Annotated in this window: 12 protein-coding genes; 9 read left to right on the plus strand and 3 right to left on the minus strand. The window is 76.7% G+C overall.

Going from position 1 to position 16499, the window contains the following annotated elements; translation table 11 throughout:
• Positions 1-62 precede the first annotated feature (62 nt).
• Positions 63-4382, minus strand: a complete 4320-nt coding sequence (locus ACFY3N_RS29065; RefSeq protein ID WP_390819734.1) for an HAD-IC family P-type ATPase — start codon at positions 4380-4382, stop codon at positions 63-65.
• A gap of 24 nt (positions 4383-4406) precedes the next feature.
• Complete coding sequence (locus tag ACFY3N_RS29070) at positions 4407-5012, minus strand: hypothetical protein (RefSeq protein WP_390819735.1); 606 nt, start codon at positions 5010-5012, stop codon at positions 4407-4409.
• Positions 5013-5224: 212 nt separating this feature from the next.
• On the opposite strand from ACFY3N_RS29070, the gene ACFY3N_RS29075 reads away from it, so the two are divergent.
• The 4 genes from ACFY3N_RS29075 (at position 5225) to ACFY3N_RS29090 (ending at position 8748) form a co-directional block, all read left to right on the plus strand.
• Positions 5225-5914: a nucleotidyltransferase family protein gene (locus tag ACFY3N_RS29075; RefSeq protein WP_390819736.1), complete on the plus strand. Its 690-nt coding sequence runs from the start codon at positions 5225-5227 to the stop codon at positions 5912-5914.
• Positions 5915-5935: 21 nt separating this feature from the next.
• A complete protein-coding gene (locus ACFY3N_RS29080; protein WP_390819737.1) occupies positions 5936-6223 on the plus strand; it encodes a BON domain-containing protein in 288 nt (95 codons plus the stop codon).
• Positions 6220-6981: a metallophosphoesterase gene (locus ACFY3N_RS29085; protein ID WP_390819738.1), complete on the plus strand. Its 762-nt coding sequence runs from the start codon at positions 6220-6222 to the stop codon at positions 6979-6981. The genes ACFY3N_RS29080 and ACFY3N_RS29085 overlap by 4 nt, the downstream gene beginning before the upstream one ends.
• Positions 6982-7374: 393 nt before the next feature.
• On the plus strand, positions 7375-8748 hold the full coding sequence (locus ACFY3N_RS29090; RefSeq protein ID WP_390819739.1) for an alpha-lytic protease prodomain-containing protein: 1374 nt from the start codon (positions 7375-7377) through the stop codon (positions 8746-8748).
• Positions 8749-8877: 129 nt separating this feature from the next.
• On the opposite strand, the gene ACFY3N_RS29095 is transcribed toward ACFY3N_RS29090, so the two are convergent.
• Positions 8878-10131 (minus strand): cytochrome P450, encoded by a 1254-nt coding sequence (locus ACFY3N_RS29095; protein ID WP_390819740.1) that lies wholly within the window; start codon positions 10129-10131, stop codon positions 8878-8880.
• A gap of 173 nt (positions 10132-10304) precedes the next feature.
• On the opposite strand from ACFY3N_RS29095, the gene ACFY3N_RS29100 reads away from it, so the two are divergent.
• The 5 genes from ACFY3N_RS29100 (at position 10305) to ACFY3N_RS29120 (ending at position 16475) form a co-directional block, all read left to right on the plus strand.
• The gene (locus tag ACFY3N_RS29100; RefSeq protein ID WP_390819741.1) at positions 10305-10829 is read left to right on the plus strand and encodes a hypothetical protein; all 525 of its coding nucleotides are present in this window, start codon (positions 10305-10307) and stop codon (positions 10827-10829) included.
• A gap of 381 nt (positions 10830-11210) precedes the next feature.
• Positions 11211-12173 (plus strand): NAD-dependent epimerase/dehydratase family protein, encoded by a 963-nt coding sequence (locus tag ACFY3N_RS29105; protein ID WP_390819742.1) that lies wholly within the window; start codon positions 11211-11213, stop codon positions 12171-12173.
• Between the two features lie 73 nt (positions 12174-12246).
• The gene (locus ACFY3N_RS29110) at positions 12247-13914 is read left to right on the plus strand and encodes a carbamoyltransferase (RefSeq protein WP_390819743.1); all 1668 of its coding nucleotides are present in this window, start codon (positions 12247-12249) and stop codon (positions 13912-13914) included.
• A complete protein-coding gene (locus ACFY3N_RS29115; RefSeq protein WP_390819744.1) occupies positions 13911-14975 on the plus strand; it encodes a glycosyltransferase family 2 protein in 1065 nt (354 codons plus the stop codon). Before ACFY3N_RS29110 ends, ACFY3N_RS29115 begins: the two co-directional genes overlap by 4 nt.
• 252 nt (positions 14976-15227) lie before the next feature.
• Positions 15228-16475 (plus strand): glycosyltransferase, encoded by a 1248-nt coding sequence (locus ACFY3N_RS29120; protein ID WP_390819745.1) that lies wholly within the window; start codon positions 15228-15230, stop codon positions 16473-16475.
• Positions 16476-16499: the final 24 nt, after the last annotated feature.

Consider the following 16499-nt stretch of genomic DNA (forward strand, 5'->3'; position numbering starts at 1 on the left):
GGACCGCCCCGCACCTCCATTCTGACGGCACGGGGGCGAATCCGCCGGGGCGGGACGGACCGTCAGGCCACCGGGCGGACGACGCCCGCGCGCAGGAGGGGCCGGGTCCGGCCGGCGAGGGCGCCGAGACGCAGGAGGAGGCGGGACGCGGCGTCGTACAGGCGCCGCACCGCTTCGAGGCGTTCCAGGCGCGGGGCGAGCACCGACAGGGTGATGGCCAGGGCGACGCCCGCCCAGGCGACGGGGCCGAGCGGGGCGCAGCCGAAGAAGTGGCTGACGCCCGGCGTCTGGACCAGGGCGGCGAGCACGGCCGCGGAGCCGAGGGCCGTCACCCACACCAGGGGGCTGTGGCGGCGCCCGGAGAGGGTCTGCGCCAGCTGGGCGCCGACCACCCCGCACAGGGCCATCGTGGTGGAGCGGCGTTCGGTGCCGGGGGTGAGCCGGCCGATCAGGTAGGCGGTGACCGCGCCGAGGCAGGTGGTGACGCCCCTGCGCCGGATGGAGCGCAGCAGGGGCGCGCCCAGGACGTCGAGGCCCATCGGACCGCTCGCGGCGTGCGCCGCCGTCGACGGGTCGTCGCTCGGTGTCACCGCCACCGCCATCGCGGGGAACATGTCGGTGAGCAGGTTGACCAGGAGCAGCTGACGGGTCGACAGCGGTGAGGACCCGGCGATCAGGGTGCCCAGCACGCTGAAGCCGACCTCGCCCGCGTTGCCGCCGATGAGGATGCTGACCGCGTCGGCGACGCTGCGCCACAGCGCGCGGCCCTCGCCGACGGCGTCCACCAGGACGGACAGGTCACCGGTGGTGAGCACCAGGTCGGCGGCGTTGCGGGCGGCGGCGGAGCCGCGGGCCTCGATGCCGACGCCCACGTCGGCGGCACGGATGGCGGCGGCGTCGTTGGCGCCGTCGCCGGCCATCGCCACCACCCGGCCGGCCTGTTGCAGGGCCTCCACGACGTGCAGTTTCTGCTCGGGGGCGACCCGGGCGACGACTCCGGCGCCGTGCAGCGCGCGCACCCGGTCCGAGCGGCCCATGGCGACCAGGTCGTCCCCGGTGACCACCTCCGTCTCCTCGGGCCAGCCCAGTTGCAGGGCGATGGCGCGGGCGGTCTCCGGGTGGTCGCCGGTGAGCATGACGGGCAGGATGCCGGCCCGGCGCAGTTCGGTGAGCAGCTCCCGCGAGGTGTCGCGCGGCACGTCGGCGAGGGCGATCAGTCCGGCGAACTCCAGGTCCGCGAGGCCGGCCTCGAGTTCGGCGTCCGGGTCGGGTTCCCGGCGGGGGCGCCGGGCGACGGCGAGGACGCGCAGTCCCCGGCCCGCCAGGGCGTGGGCGGTGCTCTCCGCCTCCCCGGGAAGGTCCCGGCAGGCGGGGAGCACCGTCTCGGGGGCGCCCTTGACGACGAGGAGTCCGGCGTCGCCGTCCCGGCCGACGGCCGCCGCGTAGCCGCGGCTGGCCTCGAAGGCCAGCTCTCCGTCGGCGGTCCAGCCGGTGTCGGGCGGGGCGACGTCGAGGACGGCCTCGTCGGTGGCGTGGGCGATCCGGCGGCCCTCACCGGTCTCCTCCTGCGGGCAGGCCCGCGCGGCGAGCCGTACGACCGCCACGGCGTCCTCGGTGTCCGGGGCGAGGACGGCGCCGTCGGCGGTGGCCACCCGGACCAGGCGGAGCCGGTTCTCGGTGAGGGTGCCGGTCTTGTCGAAGCAGACGGTGTCGACCCGGCCGAGCGCCTCCAGGGTGCGCGGGGTGCGGACCAGCACGCCCCGCCGGGAGAGCCGGCGGGCGGCGGCCATCTGGGCGACGGTCGCGACCAGCGGCAGCCCTTCGGGGACGGCGGCGACGGCCACGGCGACACCACCGCTGACGGCGCGCCGCACCGGGCTGCCGCGCAGCAGGGACAGGCCGGTCACCAGCGCGCCGCCGGTGAGGGTCACCGGGAGGGCCTTGCGGGTCAGTTCCTGCAGGCGCGCCTGGACCCCGGCGGGCGGCGGGGTACGGGCGGCCAGGGCGACGGCGCGCCCCGCCTCGGTGCGGTCGCCGGTGTCCACGACGAGCGCGTCGGCGCGGCCGGCCACGACGGTGGTGCCCTCGAAGACCATGCAGGCCCGCTGGGCGACCGGCGCGCCCGGGGTCGGGTCCAGGGCCTTGGCCACGGGCAGCGACTCGCCGGTGAGCGACGACTCGTCGACCTCCAGTCCGTCCGCCTCCAGCAGCCGCGCGTCCGCCGGTACGACGTCGCCGGCGCCGAGGCTGATCCGGTCCCCCGGCCGCAGCCGGGCGGCGTCGACGAGGACCGTGCGGTCGCGGGTGACCTGGCGGCGGGCCTTGGGCTGCTGGTGGGCGGCGAGCCGGGCCAGCGCCCGTTCGGCGCGCAGCCGCTGCAGGCCGCCCGCGACCGCGTTGATGTCCATCGCCCCGACGACCAGCAGCGCGTCGACGAGCGAGCCGAGCAGCGCCGAGGCGACCGCCCCGGTGGCCAGGACGGGGGTGAGCGGGTCGTCGAGCTCGCGGCGGACGGCGCCGGCCGCCTGCCAGGTCCAGCGGGCAGGGGCGGCCGCGGGCGTGCGGGTGAGCCGCGCGGCCCGCTGCCGGGAACGTTCGGCGAACAGGGCGAGTCCGCCGGGTTCGGCGTCGGCGCGGGTGTCGCGCAGCAGCTCGCGCGCCTCGTGCGGTTCCAGGGCGTGCCAGGGCACGTGCAGCCGGGGCTCGGGCGGCGTGGCGCGGGCCACGCGCAGGCCTTCCGTCCAGCCGGTGAGCAGGGCCCCGGTCGCCGCGATGTTCACCGGGGCGTGCCGGGTGAGCCGCTGCCACAGCCGGCCGCCGGGCGTGCCGCCGCGGGCCACCATCAGCCCGGACAGGGCGGCGCCGGCCCGGGCCAGGGTCTGCGAGCGGCGGCCGACCCGGCGGGCCGCCGGGACGGCCGTCAGCAGGCGCCAGACGTCGGCCAGTCCGTTCGGGGCGAGCGCGTCGGCGCCCCAGGCGAGCGCCGAGCGCGCGTCCGTGAGGGCGATCGCCACGTCGCCGGCGGGCAGTCCGTCCGCCACGTCGTCACCGTGCGCGACCACGCGGGCGACGCTCACCACGATGTGCCCGTCGTTCTGCAGCGCCCGGACGACGTCGCCGAACGGCAGATCGACGGGGGCGACCTCGTCGGCGAGGCGGGTGATGTCCTTCAGGTCGGAGCCGCCGGTGACCACGACGTGCAGCCCGGCCCGGCGGGCCGCGTCGAGGACCGCTTCGGCGAAGGGGTCGACGGGGTCCTCGAACACCGCGGGCGCGCCGCCGGCGGGACCCGCCCGGCCGCGCAGGACGTCGGCGTGCAGGACCAGGGAGTCGGCGATCTCCAGCTGCCGCAGCCGGTCGGCGCCGCGGACCAGGACGCCGGACCGGGCGAGGTGGGTGCCGAGGACCGCGTCGAAGGCGGCGGGGCCGTAGCGCGCCGCCTTAGGGGACCCGGCGAGGACGGCTTCGGCCGCCTCCCCGGTGTCGTGGGTGACGAGGAGGGTGGCGACGGCGCCCGCGACGCTGCCGGTGCCGGCGTGGGCCGCGTACGCCTGGGCGGGCGTCACCCGCAGGGGCGGGCGGGTACCGGTGGGGCAGGGGATGCTGGTGCGCCGTTCGAGGCAGACGTCGTCGTGCAGGGTCTCGAAGGCGGCGGCCCGGGCGGCCGCCTCGGTCAGCTGGCCGGCGCGCAGCAGTCCGTCGAGCAGCAGGGCCACGGGGGACTGTCCGACGCCGTGCGCGGCGGCGTTGGCGGCGGCGAGGAGGAGTTCCATGTCGCTGCGGCCCAGCCGCTGCCGCAGCAGGGCGCGGAAGCGGGGGTTCTCGCGCAGCAGGGTGACGGCGGCGGTGACCGCCTTGGGGCTCGGCGGCAGGCGCAGCGACCGGCCCGCCAGGGCGCCGGCCGCGCCGGCGGCGTCCAGCAGCAGCGCGGTGGCGGCGACCCGTACCTCGCGGGGGTCGCCGGGGTGGGCCGTCCCGCCCTCGTCCTCGGGGCCGGCGTCCTCGGTCAGTCCGAGGCGGGCGGCGAGCGCGACGGCCCGCTCGGTCACCCGGTCGCCGGCCGCGTCCGTCACGGCGGTCACCACGAGCCGGGACAGCCCCTCGTCCCAGTACGCCGTCAGCACGTCGGGGTGGTCGAGCAGTTCGGCGGCGACCTTGCGGGCGAGCGGGGCGACGGCGCCGTCCGGGTGCCGCAGGGCCAGGTGGACGCGGTGTCCGGCCCGCCAGTGCCGTCCGCCGCCGAGGGCGTTGCGGACGACGTGGCCGAGGCGGCGCGTCGTGTCGTGGACGGACGTCATGCCCTGTGCGGCGTTGCGGGCGGCGCCCGCGGCGGCACCCGCCACGGCCCCGGCGAGGGGGGCGGCGTCGAAGCGTGTGAGCATCTGCGGGGTCCCGTGGGTCGTGACTCAGCCGGTGTGCCGGGCGTCGTGGGGCTGTCCGGGCGCGGCGTCCGGGTCCGGGTGGGGGGCGTCGTGGTGCTGGGTGGCCTCGGCGACCTGTTTGAGGGCCGAGGCGGTGGCGGTGTCACCGACCTTGGCGGGCTGTTCGTGCACGGGGTGTTCCGCCCGGCCGTCGCGGTGGCGGGAGGGGGTGAGCCGGTCGCCGGGGCCCGTGGCCGGCAGGTCGCCGGGCGCGCCGGCCGCGGCCGGTGTCCCGTGCCGCTCGTCCGCGCCGGCCGGTGTGCCGCCGTCCGGTGACTCCGCGCCCGGCTCGCCGTCCGGCCGTGCGGGGCGCGGCTGGGTGAGCCAGGCGACGGCCGCGCCGGTCAGCGCCACCGGCCACTCGACGACGCCGGCCACGCCGAGCACCCCGGCTCCGGCGTAGACGGCCATCCGGCGTCCGCGCGGCGACACCGCGCCGATCGCGTCCAGGGTGCCGCCGGCCACCCTCCCCACCCGCTCCGCGCCCGGCAGGTGCCGCAGGCCCGAGGCGACGGCCCGCAGGGGCTGCGGAAGATCAGAAGGACGGGACGTGTCCTGCTCCATGTCGACCTCCACGAGCGAGTCCCTCACGGGCACTCATCACCTTCCCTGACTTTCACCCCATATTCAGCTGTAATCAACCTAATCGCCTTTCTTGTACGCCCGTGACGGCGAGGGCGCCGCACGGCGCCCCGGTCCGCGCGCCGCCTTTCGCCCGCAGCCGTGTCGGAACGGGCGCGCCGGGTACTAGGTGCAGGCACACGGCGGTCGCGCGGACCGTCCGGTCGGTGAAGGGAGTGGTCATGACGGAGAACGGCGAGGACGCCACGCTCGCCCGGCCCCCGGGGACCCGGGAACTCCGTCTGGCCACGGACGTCCCGGGACCGGTGCCGGCGCACGCCGTGCGGAGCGGCGCACGGGCCCGGGAGGACGACCCGGAGCTCCCCCGCGACCGCAACCAGGCGATCCTGGAGGCGGCCAAGCGGGTCGGCGCGGTGCTCAAGCGGGGCGGGCACCTGTTCGCGCTGGCCGGCAGCGTCGCCGTCCACGCCCACGGCGGCAGCGGGAACCTCCAGCACGACGTCGACTTCTGCGTCCGGCCCGAGGACGCCGAGTCGGTGGCGGCGACGCTCCGCGACGCCGGGCTGACGGTGTACACCCCGCCCGAGGACTGGCTGATCAAGGCCACCTGCTTCGGCCAGGACGTGGACCTCATCTTCGAGCTGGCGCACCGGCCCGTCTCCACCGAGATGCTCCGGCGGGCGCAGGAGCTCCCGGTGGAGTCGGTGCGGATGCCGGTCCTGGCCCCCACCGATCTGCTGACCGGTCTGCTGGCCGCCTTCTCGGAGCACCACTGCGACTTCGGGGCCGTCCTGCCCATCGCCCGCGCGCTGCGCGAGAAGGTCGACTGGGAGCGGGTGCGGCGCGACTGCGGGGACGAGCCCATGCCCGCCGCCTTCTTCTTCCTCCTGGAACGCCTGAACGTCATCTGACCGTCCGCGGAAGGAACGCCCATGAACACCCACGACGCCGGACCGGCGGGCGGCGCACCGGCGGCGGCGAGCCCGGAGTACCGCATCGCCCACCTCCAGGACCGTCTCGCCCAGGGCGAGCTCGGCGAACTCGGGGTGCGGGCCGAGGTACGCGGCGGGGCCGTACTGGTCACCGGGACCGTCCCCTCGGCCCGCTGCCGCGAGGACGTCCTGTCCACGGTGCGCGAGGAGCTCACCGGACTCGAGGTGCACTGCGACATCGTGGTCAGCGAGACCGCGTCGCCCGATCACGCGGAGGAACTGTCATGATCCGGATCGCCGCCGTCGGCGACATCCACATGGGACCCGACACCCGGGGCACGCTCCGCCCCGCGTTCGACACCCTGCCCGAGTGCGCCGACCTCCTGCTGCTGGCCGGGGACCTCACCCGGCACGGCACCGTCGAGGAGGCCCGCGTGGTGGCCGACGAGATCCGGGGCCTGGGCGTCCCCGTGGTCGCCGTGCTCGGCAACCACGACCACCACGACGACCGGCAGGACGAGGTCACGGCCGTCCTGCGGGACGCCGGTGCCCACGTCCTGGAGGGGGAGTCGGCGGTCGTGCGGGTCGGGGGCGTGCGCGTCGGGGTGGCCGGCACCAAGGGGTTCGGCGGCGGGTTCGTCGGGGCGAGCGCCGGGGAGTTCGGCGAGCCGGTGATGAAGGAGTTCGTGCGCCTGTCCCGCCGGTGCGCCGACGGCCTGCGGGCCTCGCTGGAGAAGCTCGGCGAGGAGGGCTGCGACGTCCGGATCGCCCTCACCCACTACTCCCCCGTGCCGGAGACCCTGGCCGGGGAGCCGCTGGAGATCTATCCGTTCCTGGGGAGCTACCTGCTGGCCGAGGCGATCGACACGGCCGGCGCCGACCTCGCCGTGCACGGGCACGCGCACGCCGGCAGCGAGCACGGCATGACGACGGGAGGCGTGAAGGTGCGCAACGTCGCCCAGCCGGTCATCGGCCGCGCCTTCCACGTCTACCACCTGCCGGTCCGCGACCGCGTGGGCGCCGGCACGGGGGCGGCGACCGCCTGAGCCCGCCCACCGCCCCAGCGCCGCCGGCCGTGCCGGCGGCGCTTTTCCCCGTCCCGGTCCGGGGCCGCGTACGGCCTCCCGTGTGAACGCCCCGCACGGGGTGCGCGCCGTGCGCGTTCCGTCCGCCCGGCATTCGGGCTCCGCGTCCCGTCGTCCGCGTCACCACGCGCGCGCCCGGGGGCACGGTCGCCTCCTTCCTCACCGAGGCGGGATCGCCCGGTCTGACGCCGGGTCCGACCCGTCCGGGTGCCCGGAGTCGTACGCACGTACTGCACCTGGCGTCCGCGCGCTTCCCGAACGCGTTAATCCCGGCGTGTCCTGACATCGCGTCGGACACCACGGGCAAGGCCTAAGTCTCCTCGGCAGCCCCTCCCAACGAAGGAGACGTACCGCATGGTCCTCAGACACGCCCGGGCCGCGCGCCGGTCGGCGTTCACCGTGCTCGGCGCCCTCGTCCTCGCCGGACTCCCCCACACCGCGGCGGCCGACCCCACGCCCGCGGCGGGGCCGGCGCCCGGCGCCGCCCAGACCCTCGGCGCCGACCGGCCGTCGCCCCACCTGCTCATAGCGCTCCAGCGCGATCTGCGGCTGGACTCGGCGCAGGCCTCCGAACGGCTGGTCAACGAGGCGGAGGCGGGCACCCGGGCGGGCCGGCTGCGCAACGCGCTCGGCGACCGGTTCGCCGGTGCCTGGGTGCGCGGCAGGACGTCCGACGAGCTCACGGTCGCGACCACCGACGCCGAGGACGCGCCGGCCATCGAGGCCGAGGGCGCCACCGCCAAGGTGGTGCGGCGGACGCTGGCCGGACTGGAGGCGGCCAAGGCGAAGCTGGACGCGGCGGCCGAGCGGGCCAGAACCCTCGACACGCCCGTCTGGTACGTCGACATACCGGAGAACCGGGTCGTGGTGCAGGCGACCAGTCAGGAGGCCGGCAACGCCTTCGTCGAGGCCGCGGGGCTCGAGGGCGAGGACGTCGGCATCCGGCTGACGACGGTCCGGCCGCGCCTGCTGCAGGACATCACCGGCGGCGACGCCTTCTACATCGACGACTCCGCGCGGTGCTCCGTCGGTTTCTCCGTCACCAGGGGCGAGCAGGCGGGCTTCGCCACCGCCGGCCACTGCGGCAGGGCCGGCGCGACCACGACCGGGTACGACCGCACCGCGCAGGGCATCTTCCAGGCCTCCGTCTTCCCCGGCAAGGACATGGCGTGGGTGGCCACTGACGACCAGTGGACGCCCACGCCCGACGTCAAGGCGCAGGAGGGCCAGGAGGTGCAGGTCACCGGCTCGGCGCAGGCGCTCGTCGGGGCGTCGGTGTGCCGTTCCGGCTCGACCACCGGATGGCACTGCGGCACCATCGAGCAGCACGACACCAGCGTCAGCTACCCCGAGGGCAGGGTCGACGGACTGACCCGGACGACGGTGTGCGCCGAACCGGGCGACTCCGGAGGGCCGTTCGTGGCGGGCGCGCAGGCGCAGGGGGTCACCTCCGGCGGGTCCGGTGACTGCACCGGCGGGGGTACGACGTTCTACCAGCCGGTCAACCCGATCCTCGGCGACTTCGGCCTCACCCTGACCACCGCCGCCGCCGCGCAGACCACGCCGGGCGGGCAGGACGACGGCGGCGAGACGTGGACCGCGGGCCGGGTCTACGAGGCGGGCACCACGGTGACCCGTGACGGTGTGCGCTACCAGTGCCTGCAGACCCACCAGGCGCAGGGCGCGTGGGCGCCCGCCGGCACTCCGGCGCTGTGGCAGCGGCTGTGACGGCACGACCGCAGGGCAGTCGCCGTGGACACCGGGGCGGACGTCCCGCCCGAGGCGGAGACCGGCGCCGGGACTTCCACCACCAGGCCTCCATGCGTCACTTCTTCAACGGGCCGAAGGAGTACGGCATCACGAGGGGACGGCGGGCGGGCGTACGCCGGACAGGAGCACGCCGCTGTGCGGGCGGGTCGGGACCCGGTGCAGCGGGATCGTGAGATTCTGCTCCGGCACCGTGTACTCCATCCGGGCGAGCCGCACCGCGAGCGCCTCCAGCACTCCGACGGTGATGCCCTCGCCGGGACAGCGGTGGCCGGTGGCCGGGTCGCCGCCGCCCTGCGGGATCAGTTCGTCGCGCTCCACGGGCCGTTCGAGGAAACGCCGCGGGCGGAAGGCGTACGGATCGCCCCACAGCGACTCGTCGTGGTTCTGGCCGTACACGTCGAGCACCACCAGTCCCCCGGCCGGCACCCACTCGCCCCGCCAGTACAGGTCCCGGGCGGCCAGACCGCCGAGGAACGGCACGAACGGGTAGAAGCGGCGCACCTCGTGGGCGAACGCGGCGGCGAACGGGGCGTCCCCGTCCGCGAGGGGCGCGCGGTGCTCGGGCCACTTGTGCAGGGCGTGCGCGACGAAGGCGACGAACCAGGCGACGGCGGTCGTCGGGCGGACGACGTTGAGCAGTTCCACCGCGGCCGTCTTCTCGTCGAGCGGCTCGCCGTCCGCGTCGCGGTGCCGGCACACCAGGTCGAGGACCGAGTCCGCCGGGGCGGTGACCGTGCCGGACCGTACGTCCCGCACCAGCCGGCCCAGCCGGTCCTCCTGCCGGGCGCGGGCGCGCCGGGCCCGCAGGTGGCGCGGCCCGGCGGTGGCGAAGCCGTCGACCATGGCGATCATGTCGCGGGCCGTCGCCTCGGCGTCGGCGTCGTCCAGGGGTATTCCGGCCCACCGGTGGACACCGGTGGCGAGCACCGTGCCCGCCTCGTCGAACAGCACGACCGAGCCGCGCCGGCCCCACGCGGGTACGGCCTCGTCCCAGGCGGCGGTCACGTGGCCGACGAGGCCGGCGATCCGGCCGGGCTCGAGCAGTGGCAGGAACAGGGACTTGCGGGCACGGTGGGCGGCGCCGTCGAGGGTGTGCACCGCCTCGTGGCCGAACAGGGTGGCGAGTACGGGTTCGGGGATGGCGCGGTGCCGGTGCACGTTCCGTTCGTCGTAGAAGAAGCGCACCGCTTCGGGGCCGCGCAGGGCGAGTGCGGGCCGGCCCAGGATCCGGGTGCGGACCACGGGGCCGGGGGTGTCGCGCATCCGGTTGGGCAGCCAGGCGTAGCCCTCGGCCAGCAGCGGCAGGGTGCGGTCGATCAGGGGGCGGCTGAGTACGTCCATGGCCGCCGGGTGCCCCGGGGGGTGGCGGGACACTCCGGGCGGGTGCGGGGCCACCCGTTCGGATGTGGCCGAGGCCACGTGCCGGAGGAGGCCGGGGTCATATCCGGACGGGCGGGGCGGCGGCTGGCGTTCCGTCCGGTTCTCCCACCCCCGGCAGCTCGGACGGCCCGGCAGTGCACACAGATCTCTCCCCGGTCATCGCGGCGACCGCGCAGTGGCTGACCCGTTCCTTCCCCTCATCCGGCGGGGCGCTGGCGGCCGCCCTGTGCGAGGTGCAGGCGCGGCAGGCGGTGACCGTCGCCGCGCGGCTGCGGTATCCGACGGAGATGGACGTCGCCCTGGTCGGGCTGACGGGGCCGGGGGGTTCGGGACGGCTCGACCGGGTGACCGGGGCGGACGCGGGTGACGGGGGCGGAGGGGGTGAGGGGGAGGCCTGGCGCACGTGGGTCGACGAGGTCGTGGCGAGTTGGGCGGTGTGCCTGCTGGCCGATGCGGGGCTGGCGGCTGTCGCGGTGGGCGCGTTGGACCCGCTGGACGGGGACGGGGGCGTCGAGTTCCGCCGGCTGGTCTCGCCCGGTGAGGCGGAGCGTGGGGCGGCGGCGTTGTTACGGCATCCGGATCTGGTGGCTCCGGTGGCGGCGCTGCACCGGTCGGCGCTGCTCGGCCGGCTTGATCCGGATCTCACGTTCGTGAGGTGATCCGACGGCTTTTCGCCGGGGCCGGTTGTTCGCGGGGGGTGTGCGCCGGCGCGGGGGTGTGCGGCTCCGGCGCCTTGCTGGGTGCCCCGCCTCGGTGTGGGCCGGGGGTGGGTTGCGCAGCCCGGCACTTACGGGGTGCCCTCGCGCCCACCCGTGCCGCCCTGGGGGCACCTCCCAGGCCTTCAAGGCACTGGGGGAGGCACGACTGCCCGCGGGAGCAGGGCGGATACCCGGGAGCAGGGCGGATGCCCGGGAGCAGGGCGGATGCCCGGGAGCAGGGCGCGTGCCCGCGGCGGACGACCGTGTGGTCACGCCGGGTCGTTCACCGGAATGCAGTAGGCGGCCGTGCCGTGAGCGGGTTCGGGGTCCAGGCTGAGCGGCATGAGCACCGTCATATCGCGGAAGTGGGAGCACGCCGTCGTCACCGGCGGCGCGGGATTCGTCGGCTCCCACCTGTGTGCCGCCCTGCTCGACGCGGGCGCCGCCGTCACATGCGTGGACGACCTCAGCACCGGCCGGCCGGAGAACATCGCCCCGCTGCTCGAACGGCCCGGGTTCACACTCGTACGGGCCAACGTGGCACGGGAGCTGCCGGTCGCCCGGCCGCCCGACCTGGTGCTGCACTTCGCCTCCCCCGCCTCCCCGGCGGACTATCTGCGGCTGCCGCTGCACACCATGGAGACGGGCAGTCTCGGCACCCGCAACGCCCTGGGACTCGCCCATGACGCCGAGGCCCGCTTCGTTCTCGCCTCCACCTCGGAGGTCTACGGCGACCCCCAGCAGAATCCGCAGGACGAGCGGTACTGGGGCCACGTCAACCCGGTCGGCCCGCGCAGCGTCTACGACGAGGCCAAGCGCTTCGCCGAGGCGCTGACCACCGCCCACGCGGAGACCCACGGCACGGACACCTGCATCGTGCGGCTGTTCAACACCTACGGCCCGCGGATGCGCGGCCACGACGGCCGCGCCGTACCGACCTTCGTCCGGCAGGCCCTGGCAGGCGAGCCCCTCACCGTGACCGGCGACGGCCTGCAGACCCGCTCGCTGTGCTACGTCGACGACACGGTGGCCGGCGTCCTCGCGGCGGCCGGCCACGGCATGCGCGGCCCCGTCAACATCGGCAACCCCGGCGAGATCACCATGCTCGCCCTGGCCCGTCTCGTCGTCGCGCTCGCCGGTTCCCGTTCGGAGATCCGCTACATCGAACGCCCGGTGGACGACCCGGCCGTGCGCTGTCCGGACATCACGCTGGCCCGCGACAAGCTCGGCTGGGAGCCCCTGGTCGGCGCCGAGGAAGGACTGCGCCGCACGATCGACTGGTTCCGCGCCGAAGCACGCCGCTGAGCGCTGCCGTCCCGCCGGCCCGGGACACCGCGGCCCCACCCCGCCGCCCGATCCGCGAAAGGCCCGTCCGCCCATGCGCATCCTCGGTATCAACGCCCTCTTCCACGACCCCGCGGCCGCCCTGGTGATCGACGGGCGGACCGTCGCCGCCGCGGAGGAGGAGAGGTTCTCCCGGCGCAAGCACGGCAAGCGCCCGCTGCCGTTCTCCGCCTGGGAGCTGCCCGAGCAGGCCGCCGCCTGGTGTCTGAAGCGGGCCGGGCTGCGCCCGGAGGACCTCGACGCGGTCGCCTACTCCTTCGACCCGGCGCTGGCCCGCCCCGCCGACGCGATGGGCCTGGACGACCCGTGGGACCACCTGCGGCTCACCTACGCGCGGGAGGCCCCCGGCTTCCTGCGGACCGCGCTGCCCGGACTCGACCCCGGCATCGTCCGCTTCGTACCGCACCACATGGCGCACGCCGCCTCCGGCGCCTTCGCCGCACCGGACGCCGGGGACTGCTGCGTCCTCGTGCTGGACGGCCGCGGCGAACGCGCCTCGCACCTCGCCGCCCGCCGGGTGCGCGGCCGGCTCGAGCCGCTGCGCGCGCAGGACCTCCCCCACTCGCTCGGCCTGGTCTACGAGGAACTCACCGAGCACCTCGGTTTCCTGCGCTCCTGTGACGAGTTCAAGGTGATGGCCCTCGCCTCCCACGGCACCCCGCGCATGCTGCCCGCACTGCGCCGGTACGTGTATCCGACCGGCGACGGCGGCTTCCACGCCACCGGCGTGCCCTGGCACGAGCTGTGCGCGCCGCGCGGCCCGGACGAACCGTGGACCCGGGACCACGCCGATGTCGCCGCGAGCGCGCAGGCGGTCCTGGAGGAGACCCTGCTGGACCTGGTGCGCTGGCTGCACGGCCGTACCCACGCGTCCGTGCTCACCCTCGCCGGGGGCGTCGCCCTGAACTGCGTCGCCAACTCCCGGGTCGCCCGCGAGGGTCCGTTCTCCCGGGTGTGGGTGCAGCCCGCGGCCGGGGACGCGGGGACCGCGCTCGGCGGCGCCCTGCTGCTCTCCGCCGGCGCCGGTGACGAGCCCGAGCCCATGACCGGCGCCGATCTCGGCCGGGACTGGTCCGACGCGGAGCTGGGAGCGTGGCTGAAGACGGCCGCCGTACCGTTCGAGCGGCCGGCGGACATCGCCGCCACCGTCGCCCGGACGCTGGCGGACAACGGCATCGTCGCCTGGTTCCAGGGGCGCGGGGAGTACGGGCCCCGGGCGCTCGGGCACCGCTCGCTGCTGGCCCACCCCGGGCACGCGGGCAATCTGGAACGGCTCAACGACGTCAAGGGGCGCGAGCAGTTCCGGCCGGTCGCACCGATGGTGCTCGCCGAGCGGGCCGCCGGGATCTTCGACGGGCCGCTGCCCAGTCCGTACATGCTGTTCGTGCACGGCGTGGCGCCCGCCTGGCGGGACCGCATCCCGGCCGTGGTGCACGTCGACGGCACCGCCCGCATCCAGACGGTCGATCCGGCGCGCGAACCCCTGGTGGCGCGGATGCTGGGCGAGTTCGAGCGGCTGACCGGGCTGCCCGTGGTCGTCAACACCAGCCTCAACACGGCGGGCCGGCCGATGGTGGACGACCCGCGCGACGCCCTGGAGTGCTTCGGCTCCTCCCCCGTCGACCTCCTGGCCATCGGCCCGTACGCGATCCGGCGCGGCGGCCTGTTCCGCTCCGGCGACGACGGCGAGGGCCCCCGGTGACCGGGCCGGCCGCCCCGGACGGGGAGTACGCGGTGGTGGTGCCGACGCTCGGCCGGCCCGGCCTCGAGCGGTGTCTGCGGGCACTGGCCGAGGCGGAGGGGCCCGGTCCGGTACGGGTCGTGGTGGTCGACGACCGTCCGGACCCGGCCGGCGCGCCGCTGACCGCCGCCGTTCCGCCGTCGCTGCGCTCGCGCACCCTCGTCGTGCCCGGCGGGGCGCGGGGTCCGGCCGCCGCCCGCAACACCGGGTGGCGGGCCGCCGGGGACGCGCCGTGGATCGTCTTCCTCGACGACGACGTGGTGCCCGGCCCCACCTGGGCCGACGACCTCGCGCTCGACCTCGCCGGGGCGAGCGTCGCGACCGCCGGGATCACCGCCCGGATCGAGGTGCCCCTGCCGCCGGACCGGCCGCCCACCGACTGGGAGCGGGGCACCGCCGGACTCGCCCGGGCCCGCTGGATCACCGCCGACATGGCCTACCGCCGCCGGGCGCTGGAGGCCGTCGGCGGTTTCGACGAACGGTTCCGCAGGGCCTTCCGGGAGGACGCGGACCTGGCGCTGCGGGTGCTCGACGCCGGCTGGACGCTGTCCGGGGGCCGCCGCGTCACCACGCATCCGGTGCGGCCCGCCGGGCGCTGGATCTCCGTACGGCTCCAGGCGGGCAACGCCGACGACGTGCTGATGACCCGGCTGCACGGGCGCGGCTGGTGGCAGCGGGCACAGGCGCCCCGGGGCCGTCTGCCCGCGCATCTGGCGCTGACCGCGGCGGGCCTGGCGGCCGCGGCCGGCGTGCTGTCCGGCCGGCCGCGCACGGCGGTGGTGTGCGCCGCCGGGTGGCTGGCGGGAACCGCCGAGTTCGCCCTGGCCCGGATCCTGCCGGGTCCGCGCACCCGCGAGGAGGTCGTGACCATGGCCCTCACCAGCGTGCTCGTCCCGCCCGCCGCGGCCTGGCACTGGCTGCGCGGCCACGTCCTGCACCGCACGGCACCACCCCACCCGCACCGGGCCAAGGCCCCCGCGCCCGCGCACTCCCCGTCGGCCGGCGAACGGCTCCCCTCATGACCCGCCGGCCCCGCCGGGGCCGCGTCCCGGCGGGCGGGGCGCACGGCCTCCACCCCGGCGGGCGTCCGCACCGCGGCCGCAGGGCCGCGGAGGGCGAAGCCGCCCGGTCCGTCCGCGGTGCGACCGGTGTGCCCGTCCGGGCCGCCGGACGACCGCGGCGGGGGCGGCCCGCGCCCGGCCGTGACGGTGGGCCGGTGCGCGTATGAACATCCCGCCGCGGCCCGTGCCGCGACCGATCACGGAGGTGCGCCCATGACCCCCGCTTCCGGCCCGCTCCCCCCGGGCGTGCTGTCCATCGCCCTGGTCTCGGAGCACGCGAGCCCGCTCGCCACCCTCGGCGGGGTGGACGCCGGCGGGCAGAACGTCCACGTCGCCGCCCTGGCCGGGGCGCTCGCCGACCGCGGCCACCGCGTCACCGTGCACACCCGCCGCGACGCGCCCGGTCTGCCCGACCGGGTGACGCTGCGCGAGGGCGTCGAGGTGCACCACGTCCCGGCGGGCCCCGCGCGGCCGGTCCCCAAGGACCGGCTGCTGCCGTACATGGACGAGTTCGGCCGCTGTCTGGCCCGGGTGTGGCGGGCGCGCACCCCGGACGTGGCGCACTCGCACTACTGGATGTCGGGGCTGGCCTCGCTGGGGGCGGCCCGGGAGCTGGGGCTGCCGCTGCTGCACACGTACCACGCGCTGGGCACGGTGAAGCGGCGGCACCAGCGGCTCGCCGACACCAGTCCGCCGGAGCGGATCGGCTGTGAGCTCGAGGTGGGGCTGGGCTGCGACCGGGTCGTCGCCACCTGCCGGGACGAGGTCGCCGAGCTGATCCGGATGGGTGTGCCGGCGGGCCGGATCGGCGTGGTGCCGTGCGGCGTCGACACGGACCGGTTCACGCCGGTGGGCCCTCTCGCGCCGCGCGGCCCGCTGCGGTACCGGCTGGTGCAGCTCGGACGGCTGGTGCCGCGCAAGGGCGCCGCGGTGTCGCTGGCCGCGCTGGCCCGGCTGCCCGACACCGAGCTGCTGGTGGTCGGCGGCCCCCCGGCCGACCGCCTCGACGACGACCCGGAGGTGCGCCGGCTGCGCGGCGTCGCGCGGGACGCCGGGGTCGCCGACCGGGTCCGGTTCACCGGCGGGGTGGACGCCGGGCGGGTGCCGGCTCTGCTGCGCTCCGCCGACGTGGTGCTGTGTCCCGCCGACTACGAGCCCTTCGGGATCGTCCCGCTGGAGGCCATGGCCTGCGGCCGTCCGGTGGTGGCCACCGCGGTCGGCGGCCAGCTCGACACGGTCGCCGATCCCGGCACCGGCCGGCTGGTGCCGCCCGGCGACCCCGGGGCACTGGCCGGGGCCGTGGCCGGCCTGCTCGCCGACCCGGCGGCCCGTCGGGCGTGCGGGGCGGCCGGCCGCCGCCGGGTGCTCAGCCGCTACGGCTGGGCGCGGATCGCCGCGGCCACCGAGGAGGCGTACTGCGAGGTCCTCGACGCCGAGCCCGCCGCGACCGGGACCGGCTGACCCGCCGGCGCCCGACCCTGGAAG

The sequence above is a fragment of the Streptomyces sp. NPDC000348 genome, from assembly GCF_042898795.1.
Taxonomy (GTDB): Bacteria; Actinomycetota; Actinomycetes; order Streptomycetales; family Streptomycetaceae; genus Streptomyces.

Excerpts from the sequence above, each read along its gene's own strand:
- ACFY3N_RS29065 (WP_390819734.1), bottom strand. The coding sequence starts at position 4,382 with ATGCTCACACGCTTCGACGCCGCCCCCCTCGCCGGGGCCGTGGCGGGT.
- ACFY3N_RS29075 (WP_390819736.1), top strand. The coding sequence starts at position 5,225 with ATGACGGAGAACGGCGAGGACGCCACGCTCGCCCGGCCCCCGGGGACC.
- ACFY3N_RS29080 (WP_390819737.1), top strand. The coding sequence starts at position 5,936 with ATGAACACCCACGACGCCGGACCGGCGGGCGGCGCACCGGCGGCGGCG.
- ACFY3N_RS29085 (WP_390819738.1), top strand. The coding sequence starts at position 6,220 with ATGATCCGGATCGCCGCCGTCGGCGACATCCACATGGGACCCGACACC.
- ACFY3N_RS29090 (WP_390819739.1), top strand. The coding sequence starts at position 7,375 with ATGGTCCTCAGACACGCCCGGGCCGCGCGCCGGTCGGCGTTCACCGTG.
- ACFY3N_RS29095 (WP_390819740.1), bottom strand. The coding sequence starts at position 10,131 with ATGGACGTACTCAGCCGCCCCCTGATCGACCGCACCCTGCCGCTGCTG.
- ACFY3N_RS29105 (WP_390819742.1), top strand. The coding sequence starts at position 11,211 with ATGAGCACCGTCATATCGCGGAAGTGGGAGCACGCCGTCGTCACCGGC.
- ACFY3N_RS29110 (WP_390819743.1), top strand. The coding sequence starts at position 12,247 with ATGCGCATCCTCGGTATCAACGCCCTCTTCCACGACCCCGCGGCCGCC.
- ACFY3N_RS29120 (WP_390819745.1), top strand. The coding sequence starts at position 15,228 with ATGACCCCCGCTTCCGGCCCGCTCCCCCCGGGCGTGCTGTCCATCGCC.